Origin of the sequence: Duncaniella dubosii (assembly GCF_004803915.1) — a bacterium.
Lineage (GTDB): Bacteria > Bacteroidota > Bacteroidia > Bacteroidales > Muribaculaceae > Duncaniella > Duncaniella dubosii.
In genome coordinates, this window is sequence record NZ_CP039396.1 from 2,582,101 (window position 1) to 2,605,227 (window position 23,127).

At 45.0% G+C, this 23,127-nt stretch carries 22 protein-coding genes and 3 pseudogenes; 15 read left to right on the plus strand and 10 right to left on the minus strand.

Annotated features, from left to right (window positions below):
* Positions 1 to 24: 24 nt before the first annotated feature.
* Entirely contained in the window at positions 25 to 747 is a 723-nt protein-coding gene (gene hisA / locus E7747_RS11460; protein WP_136416061.1) for a 1-(5-phosphoribosyl)-5-[(5-phosphoribosylamino)methylideneamino]imidazole-4-carboxamide isomerase, read from the plus strand.
* Between the two features lie 58 nt (positions 748 to 805).
* On the opposite strand, the gene E7747_RS11465 is transcribed toward hisA, so the two are convergent.
* Entirely contained in the window at positions 806 to 1,702 is an 897-nt protein-coding gene (locus tag E7747_RS11465; RefSeq protein ID WP_136416063.1) for a M48 family metallopeptidase, read from the minus strand.
* A 659-nt stretch (positions 1,703 to 2,361) separates the two neighbouring features.
* Here E7747_RS11465 and E7747_RS11470 point away from each other — a divergent pair.
* The 13 genes and pseudogenes from E7747_RS11470 to E7747_RS11530 all read left to right on the plus strand — a co-directional run bounded on the left by E7747_RS11470 (position 2,362) and on the right by E7747_RS11530 (position 12,356).
* Positions 2,362 to 3,183 carry a DUF4121 family protein gene (locus E7747_RS11470; RefSeq protein WP_136416065.1) on the plus strand — a complete coding sequence of 274 codons (822 nt, stop codon included), beginning with the start codon at positions 2,362 to 2,364 and terminating at the stop codon, positions 3,181 to 3,183.
* An 11-nt stretch (positions 3,184 to 3,194) separates the two neighbouring features.
* Positions 3,195 to 4,133: a hypothetical protein gene (locus E7747_RS11475; RefSeq protein ID WP_136416067.1), complete on the plus strand. Its 939-nt coding sequence runs from the start codon at positions 3,195 to 3,197 to the stop codon at positions 4,131 to 4,133.
* A gap of 90 nt (positions 4,134 to 4,223) precedes the next feature.
* Positions 4,224 to 7,223: an N-6 DNA methylase gene (locus E7747_RS11480; RefSeq protein ID WP_136416069.1), complete on the plus strand. Its 3,000-nt coding sequence runs from the start codon at positions 4,224 to 4,226 to the stop codon at positions 7,221 to 7,223.
* 236 nt (positions 7,224 to 7,459) lie between these two features.
* Complete coding sequence (locus E7747_RS11485) at positions 7,460 to 7,957, plus strand: hypothetical protein (protein WP_136417109.1); 498 nt, start codon at positions 7,460 to 7,462, stop codon at positions 7,955 to 7,957.
* Positions 7,958 to 7,969: 12 nt separating this feature from the next.
* The gene (locus tag E7747_RS11490; protein WP_120466087.1) at positions 7,970 to 8,284 is read left to right on the plus strand and encodes a hypothetical protein; all 315 of its coding nucleotides are present in this window, start codon (positions 7,970 to 7,972) and stop codon (positions 8,282 to 8,284) included.
* Positions 8,285 to 8,295: 11 nt separating this feature from the next.
* Positions 8,296 to 8,664 carry a hypothetical protein gene (locus tag E7747_RS11495; RefSeq protein WP_121700092.1) on the plus strand — a complete coding sequence of 123 codons (369 nt, stop codon included), beginning with the start codon at positions 8,296 to 8,298 and terminating at the stop codon, positions 8,662 to 8,664.
* A gap of 5 nt (positions 8,665 to 8,669) precedes the next feature.
* Positions 8,670 to 8,963 carry a hypothetical protein gene (locus E7747_RS11500; protein WP_120466091.1) on the plus strand — a complete coding sequence of 98 codons (294 nt, stop codon included), beginning with the start codon at positions 8,670 to 8,672 and terminating at the stop codon, positions 8,961 to 8,963.
* A gap of 1 nt (position 8,964) precedes the next feature.
* Positions 8,965 to 9,911, plus strand: a pseudogene (locus E7747_RS11505) (hypothetical protein).
* Between the two features lie 18 nt (positions 9,912 to 9,929).
* Positions 9,930 to 10,295, plus strand: a complete 366-nt coding sequence (locus E7747_RS11510; protein ID WP_120466095.1) for a hypothetical protein — start codon at positions 9,930 to 9,932, stop codon at positions 10,293 to 10,295.
* 5 nt (positions 10,296 to 10,300) lie between these two features.
* The gene (locus tag E7747_RS11515; RefSeq protein ID WP_016274800.1) at positions 10,301 to 10,525 is read left to right on the plus strand and encodes a hypothetical protein; all 225 of its coding nucleotides are present in this window, start codon (positions 10,301 to 10,303) and stop codon (positions 10,523 to 10,525) included.
* A gap of 7 nt (positions 10,526 to 10,532) precedes the next feature.
* Positions 10,533 to 10,736 carry a hypothetical protein gene (locus E7747_RS11520; RefSeq protein ID WP_016274065.1) on the plus strand — a complete coding sequence of 68 codons (204 nt, stop codon included), beginning with the start codon at positions 10,533 to 10,535 and terminating at the stop codon, positions 10,734 to 10,736.
* Positions 10,737 to 10,754: 18 nt separating this feature from the next.
* Positions 10,755 to 11,789 (plus strand): LPD29 domain-containing protein, encoded by a 1,035-nt coding sequence (locus E7747_RS11525; protein ID WP_136416071.1) that lies wholly within the window; start codon positions 10,755 to 10,757, stop codon positions 11,787 to 11,789.
* 57 nt (positions 11,790 to 11,846) lie between these two features.
* Positions 11,847 to 12,356, plus strand: coding sequence for a hypothetical protein (locus tag E7747_RS11530; RefSeq protein ID WP_136416072.1), 510 nt, complete (start codon positions 11,847 to 11,849; stop codon positions 12,354 to 12,356).
* Here the strand turns inward: E7747_RS11530 and rhuM are convergent.
* From rhuM to E7747_RS11570, 8 genes and pseudogenes are all read right to left on the minus strand, one after another.
* Entirely contained in the window at positions 12,348 to 13,211 is an 864-nt protein-coding gene (gene rhuM / locus E7747_RS11535) for a RhuM family protein (RefSeq protein WP_136416074.1), read from the minus strand. The two genes, E7747_RS11530 and rhuM, sit on opposite strands and share 9 nt — an antisense overlap.
* 183 nt (positions 13,212 to 13,394) lie before the next feature.
* Positions 13,395 to 14,804: a KAP family P-loop NTPase fold protein gene (locus E7747_RS11540; protein ID WP_136416076.1), complete on the minus strand. Its 1,410-nt coding sequence runs from the start codon at positions 14,802 to 14,804 to the stop codon at positions 13,395 to 13,397.
* A gap of 76 nt (positions 14,805 to 14,880) precedes the next feature.
* Positions 14,881 to 17,181: a toll/interleukin-1 receptor domain-containing protein gene (locus tag E7747_RS11545; protein WP_136416078.1), complete on the minus strand. Its 2,301-nt coding sequence runs from the start codon at positions 17,179 to 17,181 to the stop codon at positions 14,881 to 14,883.
* Positions 17,182 to 17,328: 147 nt separating this feature from the next.
* A pseudogene (locus E7747_RS11550) lies at positions 17,329 to 17,538 on the minus strand (glycoside hydrolase family protein); the annotation flags it as partial.
* Between the two features lie 120 nt (positions 17,539 to 17,658).
* Positions 17,659 to 18,690: a tyrosine-type recombinase/integrase gene (locus E7747_RS11555; protein WP_068959954.1), complete on the minus strand. Its 1,032-nt coding sequence runs from the start codon at positions 18,688 to 18,690 to the stop codon at positions 17,659 to 17,661.
* The gene (locus E7747_RS11560; protein ID WP_228449144.1) at positions 18,683 to 19,996 is read right to left on the minus strand and encodes a tyrosine-type recombinase/integrase; all 1,314 of its coding nucleotides are present in this window, start codon (positions 19,994 to 19,996) and stop codon (positions 18,683 to 18,685) included. Before E7747_RS11560 ends, E7747_RS11555 begins: the two co-directional genes overlap by 8 nt.
* Positions 19,989 to 20,675: a tyrosine-type recombinase/integrase gene (locus tag E7747_RS16635; RefSeq protein WP_157755860.1), complete on the minus strand. Its 687-nt coding sequence runs from the start codon at positions 20,673 to 20,675 to the stop codon at positions 19,989 to 19,991. Before E7747_RS16635 ends, E7747_RS11560 begins: the two co-directional genes overlap by 8 nt.
* Before the next feature lie 683 nt (positions 20,676 to 21,358).
* Positions 21,359 to 21,517, minus strand: a pseudogene (locus E7747_RS11570) (glycoside hydrolase family protein); the annotation flags it as partial.
* Between the two features lie 247 nt (positions 21,518 to 21,764).
* On the opposite strand from E7747_RS11570, the gene E7747_RS17515 reads away from it, so the two are divergent.
* Positions 21,765 to 22,073, plus strand: coding sequence for a M23 family metallopeptidase (locus E7747_RS17515; protein WP_353957463.1), 309 nt, complete (start codon positions 21,765 to 21,767; stop codon positions 22,071 to 22,073).
* Positions 22,074 to 22,077: 4 nt separating this feature from the next.
* Here the strand turns inward: E7747_RS17515 and E7747_RS11580 are convergent, their stop codons facing one another.
* Positions 22,078 to 23,127 (minus strand): tyrosine-type recombinase/integrase, encoded by a 1,050-nt coding sequence (locus E7747_RS11580; RefSeq protein ID WP_136416082.1) that lies wholly within the window; start codon positions 23,125 to 23,127, stop codon positions 22,078 to 22,080.

Sequence of the window (23,127 nt, forward strand, 5' to 3'; positions counted from 1 at the left end):
CACATATCCGAAACCACGGCAGTAATGATTGAAGTAATCCCTGCAATAGACCTTATCGACGGCAAATGTGTACGTCTCAGCCAAGGCGATTATGACCGCTGTACCGACTACGGTGCATCGCCGGTCGATATGGCGAAACTTTTTCTTGACAATGGTCTCACACGCATACATCTCGTGGACCTCGACGGCGCAAAGGCAAGCGCACCCCGAAATCTCCGCACTCTTGAGCAGATTGCACGTCTCGATGGAGTCGAAGTGGAGTGGGGCGGAGGCATCAAGACCGACCGCAGCCTTAAAGATGTGTTCAATGCCGGAGGCACGTATGCTATAATCGGCAGTGTAGCAGCCCGTCAGCCGGAACTGATGGCGCGGTGGCTCGACGAGCATGGCGGAGAGCGCCTTGTGTTGGGCGCGGATGTGCGCGACGGCCGTGTGGCTGTCAGCGGATGGATGGAGGAAACATCAGATACCATTGACGATCTTATCCGTCGTTTCAGACCTCACGGACTTACTCAGGCTATCTGCACCGACATTTCAAAGGACGGGATGCTCGAAGGTCCGGCCTACGGGCTATATGAACGTCTTGACCGTGAGTTCCCTGATGTGATTTTCACCGTCTCGGGAGGTGTCAGCTCCATCGACGACATCATCAGGCTCGACGCTCTCGGGATGAAGCGCGTCATCACAGGCAAGGCGCTCTATGAGAACCGCATTTCCCTCGCCGACCTGCGCCGGTTTGTCGATTGACACCGGCTGTCGGCCGATAAGGGAATTTAGCAGTTAAGATATTGCACAAGTGTGACTTTTAAAAAGTCACTGAAATTGTGCGGTTGGTCTTCGGTGCTGATTTTTTCTTTGTCGGTTTAGTCTCGCGGACAGTTTTCCCTGAGTTGTTTCGGGTTTTATATGTGCCGGTCCGTGATATTCCGTCGGCCTCGCATCGTTCGGTTATGTGCTCGATTCGTGCGGCCGTGTCGGGGTGGTCTGAAAACATCTGCCTGAGATAACCGCCGGAATTGCCCGACTGCTGTTCAAGTTTCTGCATTTTTTCGAATGCGTCAACCATACCCCAAGGATTTTTTCCATGTTCTTTCAGGAAATCGTAGCCATAGTCGTCGGCTTCGCTTTCCTGTTTTTGTGAATACTTGGCGTTGAGCAGCGACTCGCTTAGCTTCATCAGCTGCGATTCTGTCAGGGCAGCCATCCCGCCGCCGGCCGAGGCTATGCCGTCTTTAAGGGCATCTTCGAGCAGCGCGTTGCGGAACGCGTTTTTCGAATGGTGCTTGGCTACGTGGCCGATTTCATGGCCTATGATACCGAGAAGTTCGTCATCGTCCATCATATCCATCAGTGCGGAAAATACTCTTACACTGCCGTCGGCACAGGCGAATGCGTTGACGTCAGTTACTTTGTAGGCCTTGAAGTTGAGAGGGATTCCGTTGACATCGTTAAGATTTTCGGTTATCTTTCTGAGACGCACCGTGTATGGATCATCTTCCGGTGCCACGGGATTGTTCTGGTCCATCCAGTCGACAGACTCTTTCACGTAGGCTGCCATCTGCGCGTCGGTTAGGGTCGCGGCCTGTACAGCCTTTGTTCCGGCGCTGATGATTCGGCCAAGATCAAACTGGGCCGATGCCGGAATTGCGGTGGCGCTGAGAGCGAGCGCTACGGCAAATGACTTCAGAAGATTCTTTTTCATGAACGGGTGTTTTAATTCATGCCGGTATGTAGGGGAGGGCGATTAAATGGGCGGCAGATCTGTCTGGATTCAGCGGAATTCTATTGATATTTGACTCAAAGAAGTGGCTTATGCCAACGCGCCCCGGCCAAAGGCCGACTTTCGCTCTTCTTTTCGTCGAATATTCTCCGTATATTTGATGTAGTCCTGGGCTAATATTTTGACTACAAGGTTATTCTTGAGAATTCGCGTGAGGATGGGCAATGGATAAGAAATTGGTAGTGTGTTTGGTTACGCTATATTTCTCACGCTTTCAAATAACTCTTTTACTTTGATGCAAAGTTAGCATTTATTTTTGAATTACGCCTCATTCCGGAGCGTAATTCTCTTTTATATTGTCTTTTCTGCGTCGCGGAAGCGACTATGCTTCAATAAGAAAAATACGAAATAAGGATACCATCATATAGAGGCTGAGTTTCCATAACCACAGGCAAAGGTAGTCCGTGTTCTTATCAGCCGTGCAAGGTCAGGCCCTTCGGGTTTCGTGGAAAAATCTTCCGCGCCCCGAGGGGCTTGCGGTATTTTTCCCGAAAACCTTGCGCGGCTGGAACACGACCTTTTAAGCCTGTAGTTATGGGAACTCCGGCCCCATAAGCCGGAATAACAAAAAATAAGATGGTATGTCAGAAACGACAAAGAACAAGTACACCCTTGAAAACCTACTGCCGTTGAATGTGTCATACGACAGGGATCATATCCTCAGACAGCAGGATGTGGATATGGTGAACAGGCTCGTGGAAGTCATCGAAGGCTCACGCTCAAGCCTCACGCCTAAGATCGGAGACAGGATGCGTCATGTTGACCGGGAAGGAGATTTCTACGGATACGCGCTGCTTGAGAATTTTCGGGCAGACAAGATGTCGGTATGCCTTGCACCATACGTGCCGTTTGTAGGTATCGGCGATCCTGATATATGGCTCAGCGTCAGCGGAGGGCCGTTCACAAGCATCGATCCCGCCGAAATGAAGTTCATCGGTTGGGAGGACGGGGTATTTAGCGCATGGGGACATTGCGGACCGTGCGCCAACGGAAGCGTGAGATTCATGGCTAAGGTCGCCAAATGGGAATACTCTGATCCGGAACCGCTCTATGGGGATTTCACCACCGAGACATGGCGCAAACTCTATGTCCGCATCAATGATAATCCTGAATCTCGCTACCGGTATGTCGCCGACGGAACAGCCTTCCGTGACGATGCCGACTTTGACAAGTTCAAGAAGAACTATGAAGCGACAGTATTCAATCATTCAGATTCCATGCTGGTTGTATGGTGCTTCCGGGATAAGACCGAGTTCCTACAGGAAGATGAATGGAACAGACGGGATTTGCCAATGCAGGCGCGGATGTACAACGGACAACTCGTGAAAGTCAAGATCAAAAAAGACATGGAGCGCCATGTCACCACATTCTACCGCATAGAACTACCACCGATAACTTACTAAAACCATACGATATGCAGACAACAACAGCAACACATGCAGGCGGCAATGCCGACCTGCTTTCCGGTATTCTCGGAGTGGAAATCCGGAACGAGGAGAAGATAACGGCTCAGGACAGGCTCTTTTGCGAAAAGCAGCAGGAAATGCTGTACAATGTGCTCGAACAGATAGACCAATGGTACGGAATCTTCACAAAAGAGGCCGAGAAATACCGTGAAAGCCACAGGATAAGCTACAAGGAGAACGGCGAAATCAGACACACTTACTCAACAGCCGATTCCGAGTATAAGGACTATACCGTCCACACGTTCAAGCCATTCAAGGCCATCAACGAACTTGTATCCTCAAATCTTAACGCCAACAAAGGGTTTGCCCAAAGGATAATCGGATATTTCAACCGCACATACAATGTGTCGGTACCGGTTCCAGAAATAAACGGGAACACTCTTAAAATGGGTTCTCGTCCGCATTACATGACGTATGTGGATGCTGTAATAGAGCATCTCGGAGGACGCAGTTTCCGAAAGACCGCCGAGGAGGAACTTATCAAACGTTTCCACCAGCTTGTAAAACCTCATCGTTGGAGCAAGGTCAAACCGGAACTGAAAGGTGACAAGATTTCATTCCCGAACATCGTTGTCTTCGATAGTTTCTACTACGATTACAACCGCACAAACCATGTGCATTACAACTATCACGGGAACATATCAACTCTCTGCGAGGGGATAGCCTTCGGCTCCGATGATGTGCTGTGCGGGGACAAAGGAATGGTCATGCGTCTGAATCAGGACAATGTGGATATATCAGGCTGGTATGACCTGATGACAACCAACGCCACGGGGATGAAGTTCTTCCGCAACGGGCGAATAGATGTCAGATTCAAGGACAGAGAAGCGGCAAGCCTGTGTTTCAACCGTCTCCGCCTTGACGAACTGCGGTTGCAGGAGGAATAGACAATCATAACAGAGAACAGACATCAGGAAGCACGGATATCGGCAACGGTGTGCGTGCTTCCCCATTTATAACCATATCCCAAGACGATCATGTACGCCATCATACCCCAACAGATTCCCCCGAACCAGCGGGAGGAGATAAACGAGAAGATACTCTTCTGCATAGATTCCGGCAAGGACACCATACCGGCGGAAAGCATCTACAACTGCTATACCGGCATCGGAGGGTTGCATAATCTGAGACGTGCCGATTACAGCAGCTACAACGAGTATGCCGAGGCAAAGCGGGAGTTCGAGATGGGCCAGTTCTTCACGCCCCATGAGATATGCCGCGACATGGTGGATATGCTTTCACCCCAACCGTCGGAAATGATACTCGACATGTGCTGCGGCATGGGAAACTTCTTCAACCACCTGCCGAACCAACGCAACGCGCACGGGTTCGACATAGCCCCCAAGGCGGTTGCGGTGGCAAGACACTTATACCCCGATGCAAATATCATGCAATGCGACATTCAGCAGTTCGCACCGGAGAGCCGGTACGACGTGATAATCGGCAACCCGCCGTTCAACCTCAAATTCGGCATCAAAGTATCGCAGGTCTATTATGTAGACAAGGCACACGATGCGCTGAATCCTGCCGGTATACTTATGCTGATTGTCCCCGCATCTTTCCTGCAAAGCGAGTTCTGGGAGAAATCGAAGGTCAGGGCCGTAAACGCGCAGTTCTCGTTCATAGGACAGACCCTGCTTGATCCGGATGCCTTCGCATCACTCGGAGTCCGCAATTTCGGCACCAAGATAATGGTTTTCCTGCGTCACTCCCGACACATTGACATGCAGCCTTACAACGCTGACGATTTTGTGAGCGCGGAAGAACTGAAACAGCGCATAACTGACGCACGGGCGATGAAAGCCAGACTCAAGCTGCCGCTCATGCAGGAGACCAATGCCGTATGCCGTGAGGAACTTGAAAGGTTCGAGTATCTGCTCGCCAAATATATGTACGAGCTGAAAGCCCACAAGCGATTGAACCGACACATAGACAAGGCATTGGAACTCGTCGCAAAATTCCGCAACCAGAAACCGCCGGAGAACTGTACTCAAGCCGAGCGTGACGAATGGGAACGAAAGAAACTTACTCCGAACAAGGTACTGTCAGTCATACGACGGTATATCCGTAATCAGGACACTATACGCCGCAAGGAAATAGCACTCGTAAAGACATCATACGGATTCAAGCTCAAGGCATACGCCCCAAAGATGCTTGAAAAAGATAAGCGTGCTGTTGTAAGCATGAACGACCTGATACTTGAACGCTCGGAGCTACCTGTGCCGGAAAAACCGACAGAGGCGAACTTACGCCAACATAAGGCCGCAATGCGACTGATACGCAAAAAGCGGCACAGATATAGTCTTCAGAGCCGGACATTCGAGAGCATGGAGCCGCTGCCGGAACTGGCCGAATATCTTGACAGGGCGACTTTCGTGAACAAGGACATGGATGTGTGCGAGTTCACCAACCTGCAAAAGCACGACCTGAACCTCATGTTGCAGAAACGGTACGCCCTGCTCAACTGGCAGCAGGGATCCGGCAAGACAGCGGCAGTTTATCAGAGGGCGAAGTATCTTCTGAAATTCAACAAGGTCCGGAATGTCATTGTGCTTGCTCCTGCAATAGCCACGAACATGACATGGGAGCCGTTTCTGAGAAACAACCGCGAGCCATACAGATTGCTGCGGAGCCATGCCGATTTTGAGAATATCCCCGCCGGAACATTCCTGATAGTATCGACCTCCATGCTCTGTAAGCTGAAACGATATCTCATGAAGTTCATCAAGCTGTCGGCCAGGAGGCTGTGCCTCATATTCGACGAGTCGGATGAGATTACCAATCCCGTATCACAGAGAACGAGATATATACTCGCCATATTCCGCAGGGTGAAATACAAGATCCTTGACACCGGCACCACTACCCGGAACAACATAACGGAACTTTACAGCCAGTTCGAGTTGCTGTATAACAATTCGGTCAACATGACCTGTTGGAGTCCGCAGGTATATAAGCAGAACCGCGATAAGGAAATCGAGAGCGACAGCAACGACTGGTATGGAGAACCGTTCCCGGCTTTCAGGGGGCATGTGCTCTTCAAGTCGTGCCATTGTCCCGGAAAAGCGACAGTGTTCGGGATTGAGAAGCAGAACCAGGACATTTATAACAAGGACACGCTTTTCGAGCTTATCGGCAAGACAATCATCACGCGCAAGTTCAGGGATTTCGCCGGCGAGAAATATGATGTCAGGACGCAGACGGTCATACCTTCACCCGGAGAACGGGAGGTCTACCGTTTGATAATAGAGGAATTCTGCCGTATATGCGAGCTTTACTACAACAGTACGGGAGATGCGAAGAAGGACGCGGGGCTTCGGCTCATGCGTCAGATAAAGCTGCTGATAAAAGCCTGTTCGGTTCCGCATCTTATCGAGGGATATTACGGTGATGAATATCCGGGTAAGGTTCACCACATAGGCCGGATGATACGCCGGACAAAAGGGAAAGTAGCTGTGGGCTGCACATCTATTTCCGCCTATGAGATGTATGCCGGGTACATAAAGGAACATTTTCCCGACAGGCCGGTGTTCACAGTGACCGGAGCCATACCCTTCAAGAAACGGCAGGCCATCGTCAGCGAGTTCGACTCCACAATCAACGGTGTCCTCGTATGCACGCAGCAGTCTTTGAGCAGCTCGGTCAACATCCCGTCTTGCAACCAGATAATACTGGAATCCCTGCAATGGAACATCCCTAAGATGGAGCAGTTCTATTTCCGCTTCATACGACTTGATTCAAAAGACAAAAAGAAGGTGCATTTCGTGACATACGAGGATTCCGTGGAGCAGAACCTGATGGCGTTGGTGCTCACCAAGGAGCGCCTTAACGAGTTCATCAAGTGCGGTGAGGTCAAGGAGCAGGCGGAGATATTCAACGAGTTCGACATATCCATGTCGGTGATCGACAGCCTGCTGAGGCGTGAGACAGATGCCGAAGGCAAAGTGAGGATAAGCTGGGGTCGCCAGCTGGTAACGTGATAATCAAAGGAATAATGAAAACATGCAATCCGTGGCATCCATTCCCACAGGCAAAGGTAGGCCGTGTCCCCGTCGGCAGTGCAAGGTCGGGCCGCAAGCGGTTTACGGGAAAATCATCCTCGCCGAAGGCTCCGGTATTTTCCCGTAAAACCCTGCACAGCCGGGACACGCACCTTTTGATGCCTGTGGAATGGAACCCACGGGTTCCACGAAACATAATTATAAAAATGGAAAGAATGAATCTCAACGAGGCTGAACTGACGGTAACGACGCAGTACATGATAGACATATCCCAAAGGACTGACTACAACATGACGCTGAGCGATTACGGCGACATGCAGGAATTCCTGTGCTGTTGCTCGGAACTGTTCCCGCAGGAACGGCATCCGCAATACAGATATGTGGCATGGGACAATATACCGTCCATATTGATAAACCGTGAATGGCTGTGTCCCAACTTCTTTGATATAAGGGATGCTTTCGACCAGCTTGATGACGAGGATATGGCCGATTTCGAGAGATGGTGCGCCAGATACGGCTATGACCTGAGAACCGACAATCCGCACCTGCTTGTGGCGCATTACAGGAACATGTACGGCGACAATGTAAGCTACAATGCCGAGTGTTATCTGCCTGATACGGATAACGAAAGCAGTTCTTGTATCTGTTACCCCGAAGGCTGGTTCGACCAAAACCTGCTGAGGCAGGAGATATTCGGTGACAATTACGATTAAAGACGAGGAATCATGAGAATCAACCATCTGTCACCGCTGTATCCGACCGACCCGCGCGTGCACCGTGCCTATTCGGAGATACTCAATATCGTCCTGCTCTCACGGCATATAATGGATGTCAGCAGGATGCTCATCGAGAGGAATGTCCGGCACGAGTACGGTTCGCTGTCCGGGCATTTCCACTGGTCGTTCAGGAACGACTGCTTCACACTGTGGCAAAGGACCGGATACAACCACCACACCTGTTTCCCGCAGAGGGTGATAGCCGTGCAATTCGGGACTATTGCCGCAAAGGATAAGGAAATAGATAACGTATCATTGAATTAAAACAAAATATTATGAGTCATCAGATAATCACAAAAATGGCATACAATGCCTCGACGCGCCATATCGAGACTTGGCAGCACTCCAACAATGTGTGGCCAAGGACCGACTGTTTCTATGCCATGGATGTCGGAACCGATGAAAAGATGTTTCAATTCATAAAACTTATTGCCGAACGTTCATGGCAGGGACGCAAATGGCGAAGACAGTTTGAAATACTGTTCAAGGAATACCCCGAACTACGCATGGACTCGTATGAAAATGAATTGAGGGGCAAAACCTGGGAGGAATATTGCGCCATAAGACGCAAATATGAAGAACTGGCTGAAAGCAAACGAGGAGATATTGTAGCCCGGTTCAAGCAACTTGTGAAAATAAAATAGATGCCATGAAAAGTGTGACAATATCCAACCGCGAGATAGCGACTATGGCCTTCGACAGGCTGTGCAAGGAAAATAAAACGGATGCCGCCATAAGGCTCGCCCATGCGATGCTACACTCACAGTCGATATGCCTCGGACTTGGCGATATGGAATGGGATATAGACCTCACCATCCAGAAATGCGGTGGTGAACCGAGGACAAACTACTGCGGGTATGCTGCACGCTTCCATTTCTCACGGGAAACGGAGATGTCGGAACACAGATACCGCAGCATAAGAAACGAAATATACGGTGAATGATATGGGAAATAAGGACAAAGAACTGACAATGGATTTCATCAGATCCGTAATGGAGGACTCATATACCCTTGTGTGGGTCAATTATGATGACAACCTCAACGAGAACCTTGATGTCATAGAGACTTGCGTGAAAGAAAAAAGTACAATGACCCTATATGACAAGACCGATGACTGGTATCAGGATGCCAGATGGCACGGTGTCAGTCAGATTTTGGAGGATATCAGGTCAAGTTGTATTGACGAAGGCTTTGACGAGGATGCCGTGGAGGAATTCATGGATACGCACCGCGATGATATAGTGAACATTATTTATGAGCGTGACGATTCGGACGCACTTAGCGGCCTGTTGAAGAATACGGATGACATTCCGGTTCGGGTCGAGATGCTTTCCAACTATGACTGTATCAACTCGCATTGGCTGGAATCGCAGGGAGGATATGTCTATCCCGACTCGTATTTCGGCGATATGGTGGATGCGCTTAACCTCAATCCTGCAAAGGTAAAAAGTTTCCTGGCTGAAAAAGGGATTGCCGTGTATGGCAGGTGCCATTACCGGAAATCGCGTGACGGAAAGGAACTGGTGTCATATGAGGATTTTCACCGGGAGCTTGTCAACTCATGCTGCGGGGCCAATCTGCTGACCTATATCGGAAAGATAAATATCAAGGAACTTTATGAGTCAGGTTTCTCGGTGGCAAAGGTTACAATTCCGAAAGACAACTGTTGCGGCATATTCAGTTCGATGTATGGCGGCGGAAGCGTGCTTGATATGAAACTGCGGGAGGATGTAACCCTTGAACTGAAAATCGAGGATTACCACGGCTACCGCCTGGTGATCGACAACCCCGAAAGAAATATGACTATTCAATAGGACAAGTGTACGGCGTAAGCGACTCTTTCTTCGGTGAGACCGTGAAACTTACGCCTACCGATATGATAACTTTATAACAGCTAAATATTTACCACATGGAAGATTTCAGCAAACAGATTGAAGATCTCCGCAAGGAGATTACCGGAGCAATAATAGGATTGCTTCGCAGACACGGACTGACGGAACTGGAATTTCCGGAGTCCGGCACAGTTCCCAACGCCCCGGATTCAGTATATGTCATATTCTTTGACGATGATGGAGACCCGTTCGAGTGTATCATCACAAAAGTTTCGGTAATGGGTGACTCTTTATACCTGACCGCGAGAGAAAAGCATGACGGATACATATTCCGGACCGAGAGCCAATTCAATCTCTCGGTTCGCAGCCTTATATGGCTCAACGAAATCCTGCTTGCGACGCAGGAACTGCTTGAACCCGAAAATGAACCATTAAAAACATAAAAAGTATGGCAACAGACATGAACAGGCATATATGGGAGGGATGGACTGTCGGAATGTTCATTTCCGAACTCGCCCCCATCGTGGAGATGATAATGACCGGACAGAGCTGGCGCAGACCCTTCACCTCAAAAGCGGAGCTTGCCGACTGGTGCAGGGAAAACCAGCCATTCTATAAGAAACGTATTCCGGCGGTGAATAACCATTTCGCAAAAATGTACAACCTCAAATGACACGGATATGGATATAGTGAATCTGATTTCGACAACCTGCTCCTGCGACAAGCAGACCGCACAGGAATATCTCGAAGCCGAGGTACGTCATCTTCAGGAATTGCAGGAACTTAGCGACCTCCGTGAAGATGACCTGTATATGGCTTGTAGCAATCTTGGCATAGAAGACGACTATGTGGAGTATTTCATCAACCGCGTGGCTATGGCCTGACGCACAAAATTTAACGATATGATCTACTTTCAGAACATCAACAGTCTGGCGGACCTGAAAAAGAAGTACCGTCGGCTCGCAATCGACAACCATCCCGACAAAGGTGGCAGCACGGAAACAATGCAGCGCATCAACTCCGAGTTTGAGAAGCTGTTTGCAGTATGGAAGGACGTCCCTGTGTCGCCGACATCGGATCTTAACGGATACGAGAACGACTATGGCGGAGCATCCGCCGGTGAATACACCCGCTATGTCTACAACGAATACCGGTGGCGAGGCAGTAACTATAAAGGACAATCTTCACGGGAGATTGTAGAGATAATACGTAACTGGCTCAAGGAAACTTATCCGAAATACAAGTTCTCGGTAAGACGTGACGGATACAGTTCAATACACGTCACCCTAATGACTGCCGATTTCGAGGCATTCACAAAAGAGTCAGGATATATCCACTGTTCTATCAATCATTACCGGGTTGAAAGAGAACAAGGATTGACAGACCGTGCCCGGGAGGTGATGACCAACGTAAAGGATTTTGTCATGTCGTACAACTATGACGACAGTGACCCTATGACCGACTACTTCTGCACCAACTTCTATCTTACTCTCGGCATCGGCAAATGGAGCAATCCCTACAAAGTCGTGCTTCCGAAACTCGGCATGAAAGGCCCGAAGCCAAAGACTTTCAGGCATCCCGAAGGTGCGGCGCACAAGGCTATCCGGCTGGCTCTTGAAAAAGGTCGATTCGACTTTGTGGAGAGTATGCGACATTCCGGATACAAGGTCTACGGCTCGGACCACTACGGCTCAAAGGGCGAGCATTACTTCTGGCCGAAACAGTATTCAAGCGCCAAGTCCGCACAGAAACGCATCGACAAACTGGAAAAGGCAGGCATAATCTGCCGGTTGACCGGATATAACGGCGGCTGTATCCGTTTCATCGGCTACACTCCTGAAACGGAGCGTATGCTCCGGCAGGAAGAACTGGAATATAACGAAGCCCGTGAGAAATGGGAGTTGGAGAATGGCCCCCTATGTCCGGCTTCGGCATAACGAAACAATGAGGATTTCTGCTTTTTATGGGAATCCTCAAAAACCTAAAAAATTCTTATGGCACAGGAGAACATGGGCGACTGGATGGAATATGCCCACGAATATGCGAAAGCCCAACGGGAGATGAAAATCGAAAAATGGGTCTGTATCACCATTGAATACCGGACGAAGGAACGGCAACGGGTTGTTTTGTTCCGCTATGACCCCCCGCGTGATATATATGAGCGGCGCCAATGGGTTGTCAGATGGCGCCATGCCCGACTCCTGTGCCAATATCCCAAAGAGAACGTTCAGACATATTTCTCATATTATGACAGGCGCACCGGACTAAGCATGGATTTCGGCTCTGCCCTCTCCAGACTGTCTGCGGCGAAGGCCCAAATCACAATAGCCCGACGCAAGGAACAGGAATATCTTGAATACCAGCGGCAGAACAATATGTTCTTCAATGAGGCGGAAGATGAAACGCTTGCAAAATTTCGCCGGAAACTGCAATCCAAGATCGAAAAATATACCGAACTTGAAAGAGAGGTTATACTATCGGTTCAAAATGTGAGGCTACAATGAATCCAAGATCATTTCCGGGGATGATTCCATCTTTGAAAACGCGAATAGTTTCATACCGAGGTCTTTTATTGAGGCTCCTATGTGATAGAGGGTATCATCAATCACGATAAAACGGTCATGAATACGTTGAGCCTGTCTGACATCAATTGGAGCGTATTGGTCATTATGCCTTTCTATATCAAGTTGCAACTGGTGGTCTATCCGCTTGGTATAGATTGTAGCCAAAACTCCACGACTTCGTTTGTCAAGAAGCGTCAATACTGTTTCATCAATGTAATTGTCAATTAGGACAATGCGTTTCTTTGCTCGCTTCACAAGGTCGCATACAAATCCATAGGCATCGAATATCTGTCCGTCAAAGAAGATGCCCTCTTTGGGAGGAAGTGATGTGCGGAGAAAGAAATCCACTTTTCCTGATAATTCCTTTATCTGGTTGTCATGCTCAGAAAGTCTATGGTCTATACGGCTTTCCATATAAAGCAAACGCTGATTTACGCTATAACCGCGTAACAAATGGTCTTTCAACACTTGCGTAACCCAGATGCGAAAAAGTGTCGCATTTCGACTATTCACTCGATAGCCAACGGATAGGATTGCATCCAAATTATAATACTTTGTCGTATAACGCTGATTACTATCGTTACCCATATGTTCCAAAATGGAACATGTGCTATTTTCCTCTAATTCCCCGGACTTGTATATATTTGCCAAGTGTTTGGTTATAGCCGGTCGTTTTGTGCCAAACAGGTCGGCAATCTGCTGTTGTGTCAACCATACGGTTTCATTCTCAAGCCTGACTTCAAGTGAAACAGAGGCATCAGGTTGGTATAGTATTATTTCGTTGTTTGTATCCATAGAGAGTGTTTTTAGATTCCAAAATTAACGAAAATAATCGGCATTTCAGTGAGTTATGATTGATATTCGCTATAATTCCACAAATTTCCAATATATTACTGTAAGAATAAATGAAATATCCGAATGGGCAATTTACAAATTTTACAATGTGCTATCGCACCTATGATATATTTAGCAACACTCCTATAACATATCAAAATAAAGGTTCATAGCAATTAATGCACGAGAAAAATCATATTTATCCAGATCTTTTTTTACTTCATTAATAATACTAATGATACTTTGGCAATTATCTCCAACTACAATCTTACCATCACCATCAATCAATGTCCTATCTTTTAGAAAATGTCCATCAATAGCACAATAGTATTGATACAGCAACAAGAATTTATATAAACTATATGCGTTCTCCGGAGTTTTGGAAGTTCGTGCAAACATTGGAGAAATAACCTCATATAGGGCAGACATTGAAATCTGTTTAGAATAAATTTCTTGGAATATATCATCCTTAAAGCATTTTAACACAGCTAATGGGATACTTAAAAAGAAAGGCAAGGTATCATATCTATGTGTTTTGAATCCCATTCCACACAGGATACAGACTTTCTCAATTTGGCGTAAAGACAACTTTTGTGTTTCTGAAACTGAGCCTATGATTTCACATAAATCTTGTACGGCATGAGATCTCATAGTAGATGAGATGCCTAATTTTCTTAAAACACTATTACAGAATGTTTCATTATCTGCATAAGGCAATGAAACCTCAATATCAATAAACCGCCTCAGGTATTCCTCCGCTTTAATGCCGTCACTACCAAAATACCCTCTTATAGAACTGCATAGTTGTTCTTTATCAATAGCAAGGACAAATATTAAATTAGGAGTAGAAAATAGGTGTTTGATTTTCTCAAGCAATGCTACTGAATACTTTGGATTACATCGGTCCAGTTCATCAACGAATATTATAACCGGATGCCCTGTTTCTTCAGCGATATAGTTAATATAAGCACTAAATGCTTCTTTAAAGTCATTAAAAGCATTTATTTCATTTACATAGTCAGATATGGCGGTTTCCTTATAACGATAGTGCGTTTCTTTAGCATCTTTATATGCTTTTACACCTTCATCAACTCCATCGACTAAATCACCGCCATTACCCATTGTAAATAGAGATATTATAGTCTTGGCTAATCCTTTCTTGGCAGGTTTTATCCCTTGTAAGGCACCTATAAGTTTATTAGCCGCTTCAATATGATTTTCGTTTTCATCTGGCAAAAAAGATTTTAAGCAAGATAAGACAGCCAAAATTGGGTCTTCAAAGTATTCATGCTCCCAAGCGTTTAATATTTCAGCACAATACGGTATCTCGCCCGGCTTAGTCAATGACAACATATCACGCCACATATTAATAAATGTTGTCTTGCCACTTCCCCACGATGAGTTTATCGCTAATACAAGTCCACCGCTATATGTATCAATCACATTTGTAAGAGCTTCCGCAAAAGGCTTTCTCCCTAAAGCACAATTGGCAAAAGGATTTTCTTTGTCGGATTCTGTATTAAGAACAGAATGGATATTTTTACCTTCAATCATAAAGATGTGTTTGTTTTCTATAAATCAAATCCATAAAAACATTACCTGCGGCTTTAATTAGATTTTACCACATAATCTATGTCGTTGAATTAACAATTTTTTTATACGTATCATCCATATTCTGCCTATGACAAATTTCACGAAACGCATCTAAGGTATAGTTAACATCTCTGCTATGACGAATTTTAAGTATCCCAACTAAATCACTTATAGCCTCTTGAATATTACGATATACAAAATATTTAAGTTCTGCCTCCATTGTAGGAATAATAACATCGTTATAGCTATATGATGTATGACGCATATTTGTTATCAATGTTTGCAGAATTTCCTTGTCCGGATATTGACTCCTTACATAACACCTAAAATACGCTTCAATAAAATATGGACTACTATTATCTTGACTGTAGCAGTGTTCAGCTAATTTAAGTGCATCATTATATCTGCCTTGTTTCATAAGACAAATAACCAATTCATGTTCTGCTTTGTAATATTTTCGAGAATTATTCCCAATTTTATATGAAAGTGCTTTTTCAAATTCCTGTTGAGCTTTAGGGTAATTCCCTCCGATGCGATGATAATATCCTAAGATAAAATGGTATGAATAATCAGAAAAATGAGCTAATTCTTTAAATAGTTCTTTATCTTGTGTTTTGCAATAAGCCAAACACATCCAATACCGAATCGGATATATAATGGTTTCATAATTATTACGTTTATAATCATATAGCACTTTATGTGCTATATTTATTACATTCTCATTATCTCCTTTTCTGTATAAGTCAATTATCACTTTTAAAGCATATGATGGAAGTATATAACTTGTTGAAGCTCGGAATATTGGATTCTTAATTTGCTCTTTTATTCTAAATAATTCCTGAGACAAATCGAGGCTATCAGCATCAGAAAGGCTAATATAATTAGCGGAGAGTTCATTTATACGATCCTCGTACTCTTTCTTGATTTTTAGTCGTTGCCGATCAATATAATCAGAAAAAGCAGGACTTATTCGCATGTATTGATTACAAGAACCAAATGTTTCATAGATAGAATAAAATCTAAATGTTTCCAATATTTCATCAAGATTTGTCTTTGAATAGATTTGCGAAAGGAAATCATAGCTAATAAAATCAAATCGGCACATTATCTGTAACACCTGTATCTGATCATGGTCTTTTGCAAAAACTTGATAAAGCATATGCAGATCATTATCATACATGGCTTGAATATTCTTTAAATCTGTTTTTGCTGTGTGCAAGTCATCATTAGCGATATCGTCCACTATACAATATACTTGCTTGGGAAATCCTGATAAACTATTTATGAAAAAGTCTAAATCATCATCACTGCATTTAACACCTTTATTTTTAGCATAAGCGATAAATATTTCTTTAAGATACTTTTTCCCTATCACATCAATATTATGAGCCTGCAATTTTGTATTTTCTCGTTTTTCTTTAGGTGACAAAGAACAACTTGAAGCAATGAATAACATTACTTGTTTAACCAAATCAGGATGGTTAATAATGTCTTTAAACCAATCAGCAACAATACCATATGATGTAACGATACACTTGTTGTCAGTTATTCGTATGCGCTCATGATATGACTCAACCTTATTAATAAGCTCAACAGCCAAGTCTTGGCATATTTCAGCAGATGCCATCTTGTTCTTAAGTTCAGTCTTGTCGTATACTTGAACAAAATCATTCAACTGTTCAATGAAATCTTCAATTGAATCATGATCACTCAAGGAAATATCATATAGATCATATGACGGATGAAGGTTTTTAGTCATTCGTGTCACATATACTTCTCGTAACAATCGCTTTCGACCTATATGTGGAATACCAGTTACAATAATTGCTCGTCGATCTGTGTTCATACTTTTGTTAAGTTCGGATGTGATCTCGCTGACATCATTATCTCTTCCAAAGAATATGCGCGACATTGCATCCAAATTAGGTTCTGCTTTCCAAAGCACTTCACATACTCGACGCCTAATAACTCTTGAAAGCATTAACGCATTTGTATATTTACTAGTAAGGTATTTGCGTATCCAATTTTTAATCCGAGTATCATTAATATCTGTATCGTCAATTAAAAATGGTATAAATTCTGCTTTTTGTGTATCAAGTAAGTTATCACGAAATCGAGATAATTCATACTTGCACCAATCTGAATTTAATGATTCGTTCGAAATCAGCATAACGAATACATTAGAATTGTCTAATGAATTATTTATTTCATCTTCTAAATTTCTTCCATTTTCAAATACAAATCGGTCTACGATAGCAAAATCTTTGCCAATATGATTTGCTACCTCATCAACAAAATCTTTTTGACTCCAGCTATGAGATAAGAATATTTTAATCATAGTTAATGCCTTCTAATCAAACAGAATGAGTGTTTTACTATTATATTTGCAAAGGTACTCATTTTTAGCGAGAAATGGACTATGAAACGTGAAATATCCCTTGAGAAATCCGGTTAATCGGAAACTTAAGGGACATTTGTTTTGAGATTACGGAATGAAGAACAGGGCGAACTCGGTCTTGCGGCGTTTCAGCAGACCGGCGTGGCGTCTGCCCTTGTATCGGCAATAGCTGATATACTACTGATAGATATTGCGGTTGCCGGCCTCTAATTTTCGGATAAGGGTGCTTTTCGGTATCCTGCCGGAACCCAACAGTCTGTATTCACCCACATTGTACGAGAGTACCGCAAGTAACAGTTATCCCAACTTCATTATTATCCCAACCAAAGAGGTATATATCCTGTAAAACAGATTATTATATACGATTATGGTTGGGATAATAATTTGATTGTCCAATCAAACTTTGTTGAGTTTTTGCTACTTCAGACCAAAGGCAGCTGCAAGAGATTTTTTGACTTTGGATGTTTTGTAATGCTTTTCAATGTTTTTTGTAGTGGCATCATCCATTATGGCAAGAGCCTTGATCATTTGTTCTTTGGATATGCCGACATACTTCATGGTCGTTTCGATACTTTCATGTCCGAGCAACCGTTGGATTTGTACGATGTTCACACCATCTTCCAGCCAGTGTGTCGCCCTTGCATGCCGCAAGCTATGACAATGGAATTTGTCCGATACCATTGGTGATTTGGATGCATATAGTTTAAGACGTTTTGAGACTGCCTCCTGACATAGCTTCGTATTTCTCCTGCCGTTGATTGGAAAGAACAGAAAGTCCGATGGAACAGGGGCTTTCCCATGGAACACGGATATATAATGACCGATGATTTTTGCCACGCTTTTTAGAAGATAGATGCAACGGCGTTTGCTTCCCTTTCCTGTCACCCTTATGCACGGACTCTTACTGCCAAGAGCGATATCGGCTATTTTTAGTGAAAGTACTTCATCTACACGTGTTGCAGTGCTGTACATGACATTGAACAGGGCAAAATCTCTCTTGCCTGTTATGGAGCCTGTGTCTATTGATGCAAACAAGGCTTTTATTGTTTCCCTTGATATGACCTCCGGCAGCTTTTTTACCGGACGTATCCTTTTTACCGATGTGATACTACATCCATACTTTATGAACGCGACATTTTTCCTAGATAAAAAAGCTATAAAGCTTCGCAAAGCCGCCAAACGCAGGTTGCAGGTTGACGGTGAACAGCCTTTTGCCTCTTTCATCCATGCAAGCCAATTTTCAATCGTGTCCACTCGGAAACAATCCCCGACAAGAGTCTCCCGCCTTATCCCCTTCACCGACTCCAGATAATCAAGGAAGAGTCCAAGTCCGTTCCTGTATGATCTGATTGCATTCCCGCTTAGGTTTCTCACTTCTGTCAGATAGTACCCTTGCCATTCATTGATGGCTTCCCCCACCATTATGTGTTCTTTAAGTTCCTTAGTCATTTTCGAAGTATTTGTTTAACCCCGGCAGCAGTTCATCGTAAGCGGATCCGGTAACAGACTCCAGTTCTTCCGAGAACAGCGGCACGAGTTTGTAATAGTATATTGTATTCTGTAAATATCTGTGTCCCATAGATCTGCTGAGGCACACCAGCTTCCTGTCCCAATCAGAATTTGAACCGTCCCCGCACCATTTGTTGATGTTTGTCACCGCATAGTTGCTCCTCAGGTCATAAGCACGGGCATAATCATTACTGACCCGCTTCCACAGCTTTTTGAAGTTGGAGCTTACCCATGCGTCGGAATACGGTCTGTCGTATTCATTTGGAAAGAACGTCTTTCTTCCGGGCATGATGGCGTCCATTTTCTTGTCGTATATTTCCAGGGCCTGTCTCATGGATTCATGTAATGCCACACGATGCTCATTATAGCCTTTCGTTTGGCAGATATTGATAACACCCGCTATCAGATCAACATTGCAACGTTCAAGAAGGCGGGCCTCGGTGGTTCGCATGCCGGAACTGTATAGAAGCCGGAAGAATACCGGAAGTTCAAGCCGGACCAGCGACGCTCGGATGTCATTACATGTGGCTGATGGGGTGAACGAGTCTGCCTCCGCAAAGAACGCGGCCAATTCTTCCTGAGTGAACGGATGTGGCGTATACGTACAACGGTTGGCTCTAGGGGTGGTCAGAGGCAGTCGCAGTGCCGTGAACCCTCTGCCATTGGCAAACCTGACAAACTCACGGACGGCTCCGATCCTGTTGTTGCGGCTTTTTGCGGACTCTTTTTCTCCGCGCTTGCAGAAATCATCAATAATGCAGGCTGTCAGCTTTTTAGCATTCGGATATTTTGATGCGCAGAACTCATTGAACCTTCGGAGCCTCTCCATTGTACGGCTATTGAGCCTGCCCGATGCCTCTATATGGGATTGGTAGGTCTCAAGCATCTTGGATATGATACTCGGACGGAACGGAAGCCCACAGACTTTGGGGCGTATAGGCTTATGTATATAGCCGGGATCCGGAGGGTATGACGGCAACGAAAACCGCACCCCTGTTTCCGTGGCGATATGTCGGACCAGTCTTCTGATGATTATGCATCTGGCTCTGTGGGTATAGTATTTTTCACTATCGCGTCTGTGACTCCATTCGGCTATCAACATGTCGTTCATTACACCACCGTGTGATTCACAATAGCGTAGAAAGGACTTTAGATATATTCCGGTTGCATAATCCAGTCTCCCTTCCTTTGTCAGAAGATTTGTATATTCTTCAACAATACATCCGATATTCTTCATTTCATTCATCCGTATAGGTTTTAGGCAATGGATACTTCTCTATGCTGAGTCCCAGTTCCCGAAGATGCGTGATGTCTGAGTCAACGTACGCTTCGACTGCCTGAGGGCAGGTATGCCCCAAAATGCCACTTATTATGACTGATTCTGTGCCTGCTCCGAGAAGCCGTGTGGCAAGATTATGCCGGAACACACCGATTCCGCGATGGCTTTCGCCGGGACGCAGCCCAAGTTTGTCAAAGACTCCGGATATTATAGTCCCGATGCTTTTGTATGAAAGTCGTTTTCCGGGTTGTACTTTACTTGGGAAGACGTATTCAGAACGGTCTTCCGCATTTCTTTCGTTCAGGATATATATCAACAGCGCATTGCCGACATTGGCTGACAACGGCAGCACAAGGGGGTACCCGGTCTTTACCTGTATCAACCTGATTTCTTCGTTCTCCCAGTCAATGTCTCCGGATTTGAGGTTTGCAATATCACAGCCACGCATACCGGTATACAAAGCCAAAGCCACTATGGCTTTCTCTCTCAGGGTCATTCGATTGTCCAACGGATTGGACAGACAGTCCTTGATTGCTTCCACTTCAAAGTCCCGTAGATTGTTATAGTTCCTTTTCTTGGGTTTCATCTTCGGCAACAACGAGATGATTCGTGGAATGTCAGGTGACAGGTCTCGGATCTTGTCCAATGCCAATCTGAGGTGGGACTGGGTGTGTTTTGAACCTTTTCGCTTTCCGGTCATGAAAAAATCCAAGACCAATTTGTCTGTTACCTCATTCAACATTACCGCCCCAGCAAGCTGCATCTTCAATAAGAACAATGCCAGCGTAGTGTATTTGGCGGATTTGGAAAGATTTTCCTCGGCCATGTTGGCCCTGTTCCGGAATTCATCCATTAAAAGCTTGTAACCTGGATTGAGTTTCTTGTAATTGGATGAAAAAAGTAATTTTGCACAAGGACGCCCATTCGGCAGATGGCCGTACTCATCAAAGGCTCTTACTGTATTGAGATACATTTTCTTAAGATCCAAAGTGAACTTTGTGTATCTCCGGCTATTCACAATGCGTTCCCAGTAGTCTTCATAGGATGAGATTGGGGATTTTTCATCGAACAAAGCAGCAAGGATTATCTTCACCTCCTTTATATATACTTTGTTGTAGTTGCAACTCTCCAAATGAGCAAGCAACTTTTGGTGGGTAAATTTTAATTGTTCTATGTCCATATATGTATTTGGCTTTAGTGCCAACACAAATATAGATATCAAATTATTATCCCAACCATAATCGTATATAATAATCTGTTTTACAGGATATATACCTCTTTGGTTGGGATAATAATGAAGTTGGGATAACTGCTATTATCCTAACTTTCGGATAATAGCAGCGCGTCTTTTCCGAATCGGCGGAATGTCGAGCAACGCTTTATAAGGTCAGCCCTCAGCAGCGAGTCGGCCTGCGCTTTCGTCAGATTGCAGGTGAGTTTCTCGCCGGGAAGGAGCTTGTGGCCGTAACCTATATAGGGCTTATCCATAGCTTTTGATAAGCCGTATTATCAAAAGTATAACGTTATCCAAAGTAATGATATAAAAAGCTTCTATACTCATGGTTATACATTGGATTTTGGATGTTATTCTTGTGATAATAAATCAGCCCTTACATTGTCAAAACATATAGAGAAAAGGTCTATTTTGTCAACTCCACTGAGAAAGATTATTGTTACATCTCATTTTGGGAGGCGTACAGATCCGTTTACAAAAAAATCCAGATGGCATAATGGCGTGGATTTAAAAGCAGTTGCTGGAGAACCGACATATGCAATGTTCGCGGGAGTGGTTGCCGAGGTGGGTTTTGACAATAGCAGGGGCCGGTATGTTATAGTCCGTAGTGGTCGGTATGCTTTTGAGTATTATCATTTAAGCCGGTGTCTTGTGTCCGAAGGGAGCTTGGTTTTAGCGGGAGATTCGATTGGGAATGCCGGTTCCACTGGTCGTTCTACTGGTCCCCATCTTCACATCACTTTAAAATGTGATGGAGTAAGCATCAACCCGGCGATTCTTATTGACAGGATAAGACGTCATCGCTATTGATTATTTAATGATTTCTGGAACCAAGCCTTTTAAGCCATTCTTTAAGACTCCTGTCTGTTTCCCAAGAAGGTCTCGATCCATCATCTGAAGTCTCGGGGATGACATCCCTGTATGCTTTCTCCAGAGCCTCCCGTTTCTGCCTGGAGTCCGCACGGGCATATATTTCAGTAGTCAGGATTGAGACATGTCCGAGAATATCTCTGATATATACAAGATTCACTCCGGCTTGCAAAAGATGCATTGCCCTTGTGTGACGTAGGCAATGCGGAGACAGTTTCACAGGAACTAAATCAGGATTGGCAGAATGAGCCTTTCGGATGTATTTCATAAGTATATACGTTACCCCTGCACATGTGAGCCGTCCTCCAACTCTATTTTTAAATAATGGTTCCGTCTGCATTTCCGGCCGATGCAGAAGGTTGTCATTAAGGTATTCGGTCAGTAGTGCCACGTTCTTCTTTTGCAGCGGCACCGCCCTGTTTTTGTTTCCTTTCCCTTGAAGAACCAGATACGCCGGTTCTTCAAGGTGAAGGTCGCAGGGACGTAAAAGTACCAGCTCATTGACCCTCGCCCCTGTGTCATAGAGCAGTGCCAGCATGGCAAGATCTCGTCGGTGGCTGATTGTGTCTGTTGGAATTTGGTTTAGCAACAGCCTGATTCCGTCAACTGATAGAAACGACATGGGCTTGGCAGTACCTTTCTTTGTTTTTATGGTCAACACATCCTGCCATCTGTCAATATGAGGCACATCAACACGTTGCAGGTATCGGCATAACGAGTGGATAGCGGCAAGCCGCTGATTGCGGGTTGATACCGAGACATTTTTCTTGTCCTCAAGCCATGAAAGGTATTCAAGCACAAGTTTTTTTGTGACATACGCCGTGGTGATACGTTCTGAACGAATGTGTTGTGTCGTTTCAATGAAATCAATATATGATGACAACGCATTGGCATAAGATCTTACAGTGTGGGGACTGCAACCTTTCTCGGCACACAAATAGACCGAAAAGAAGTTTCCGATGTATCTGGCTATATATGTTTCTGTCCTGTTCAT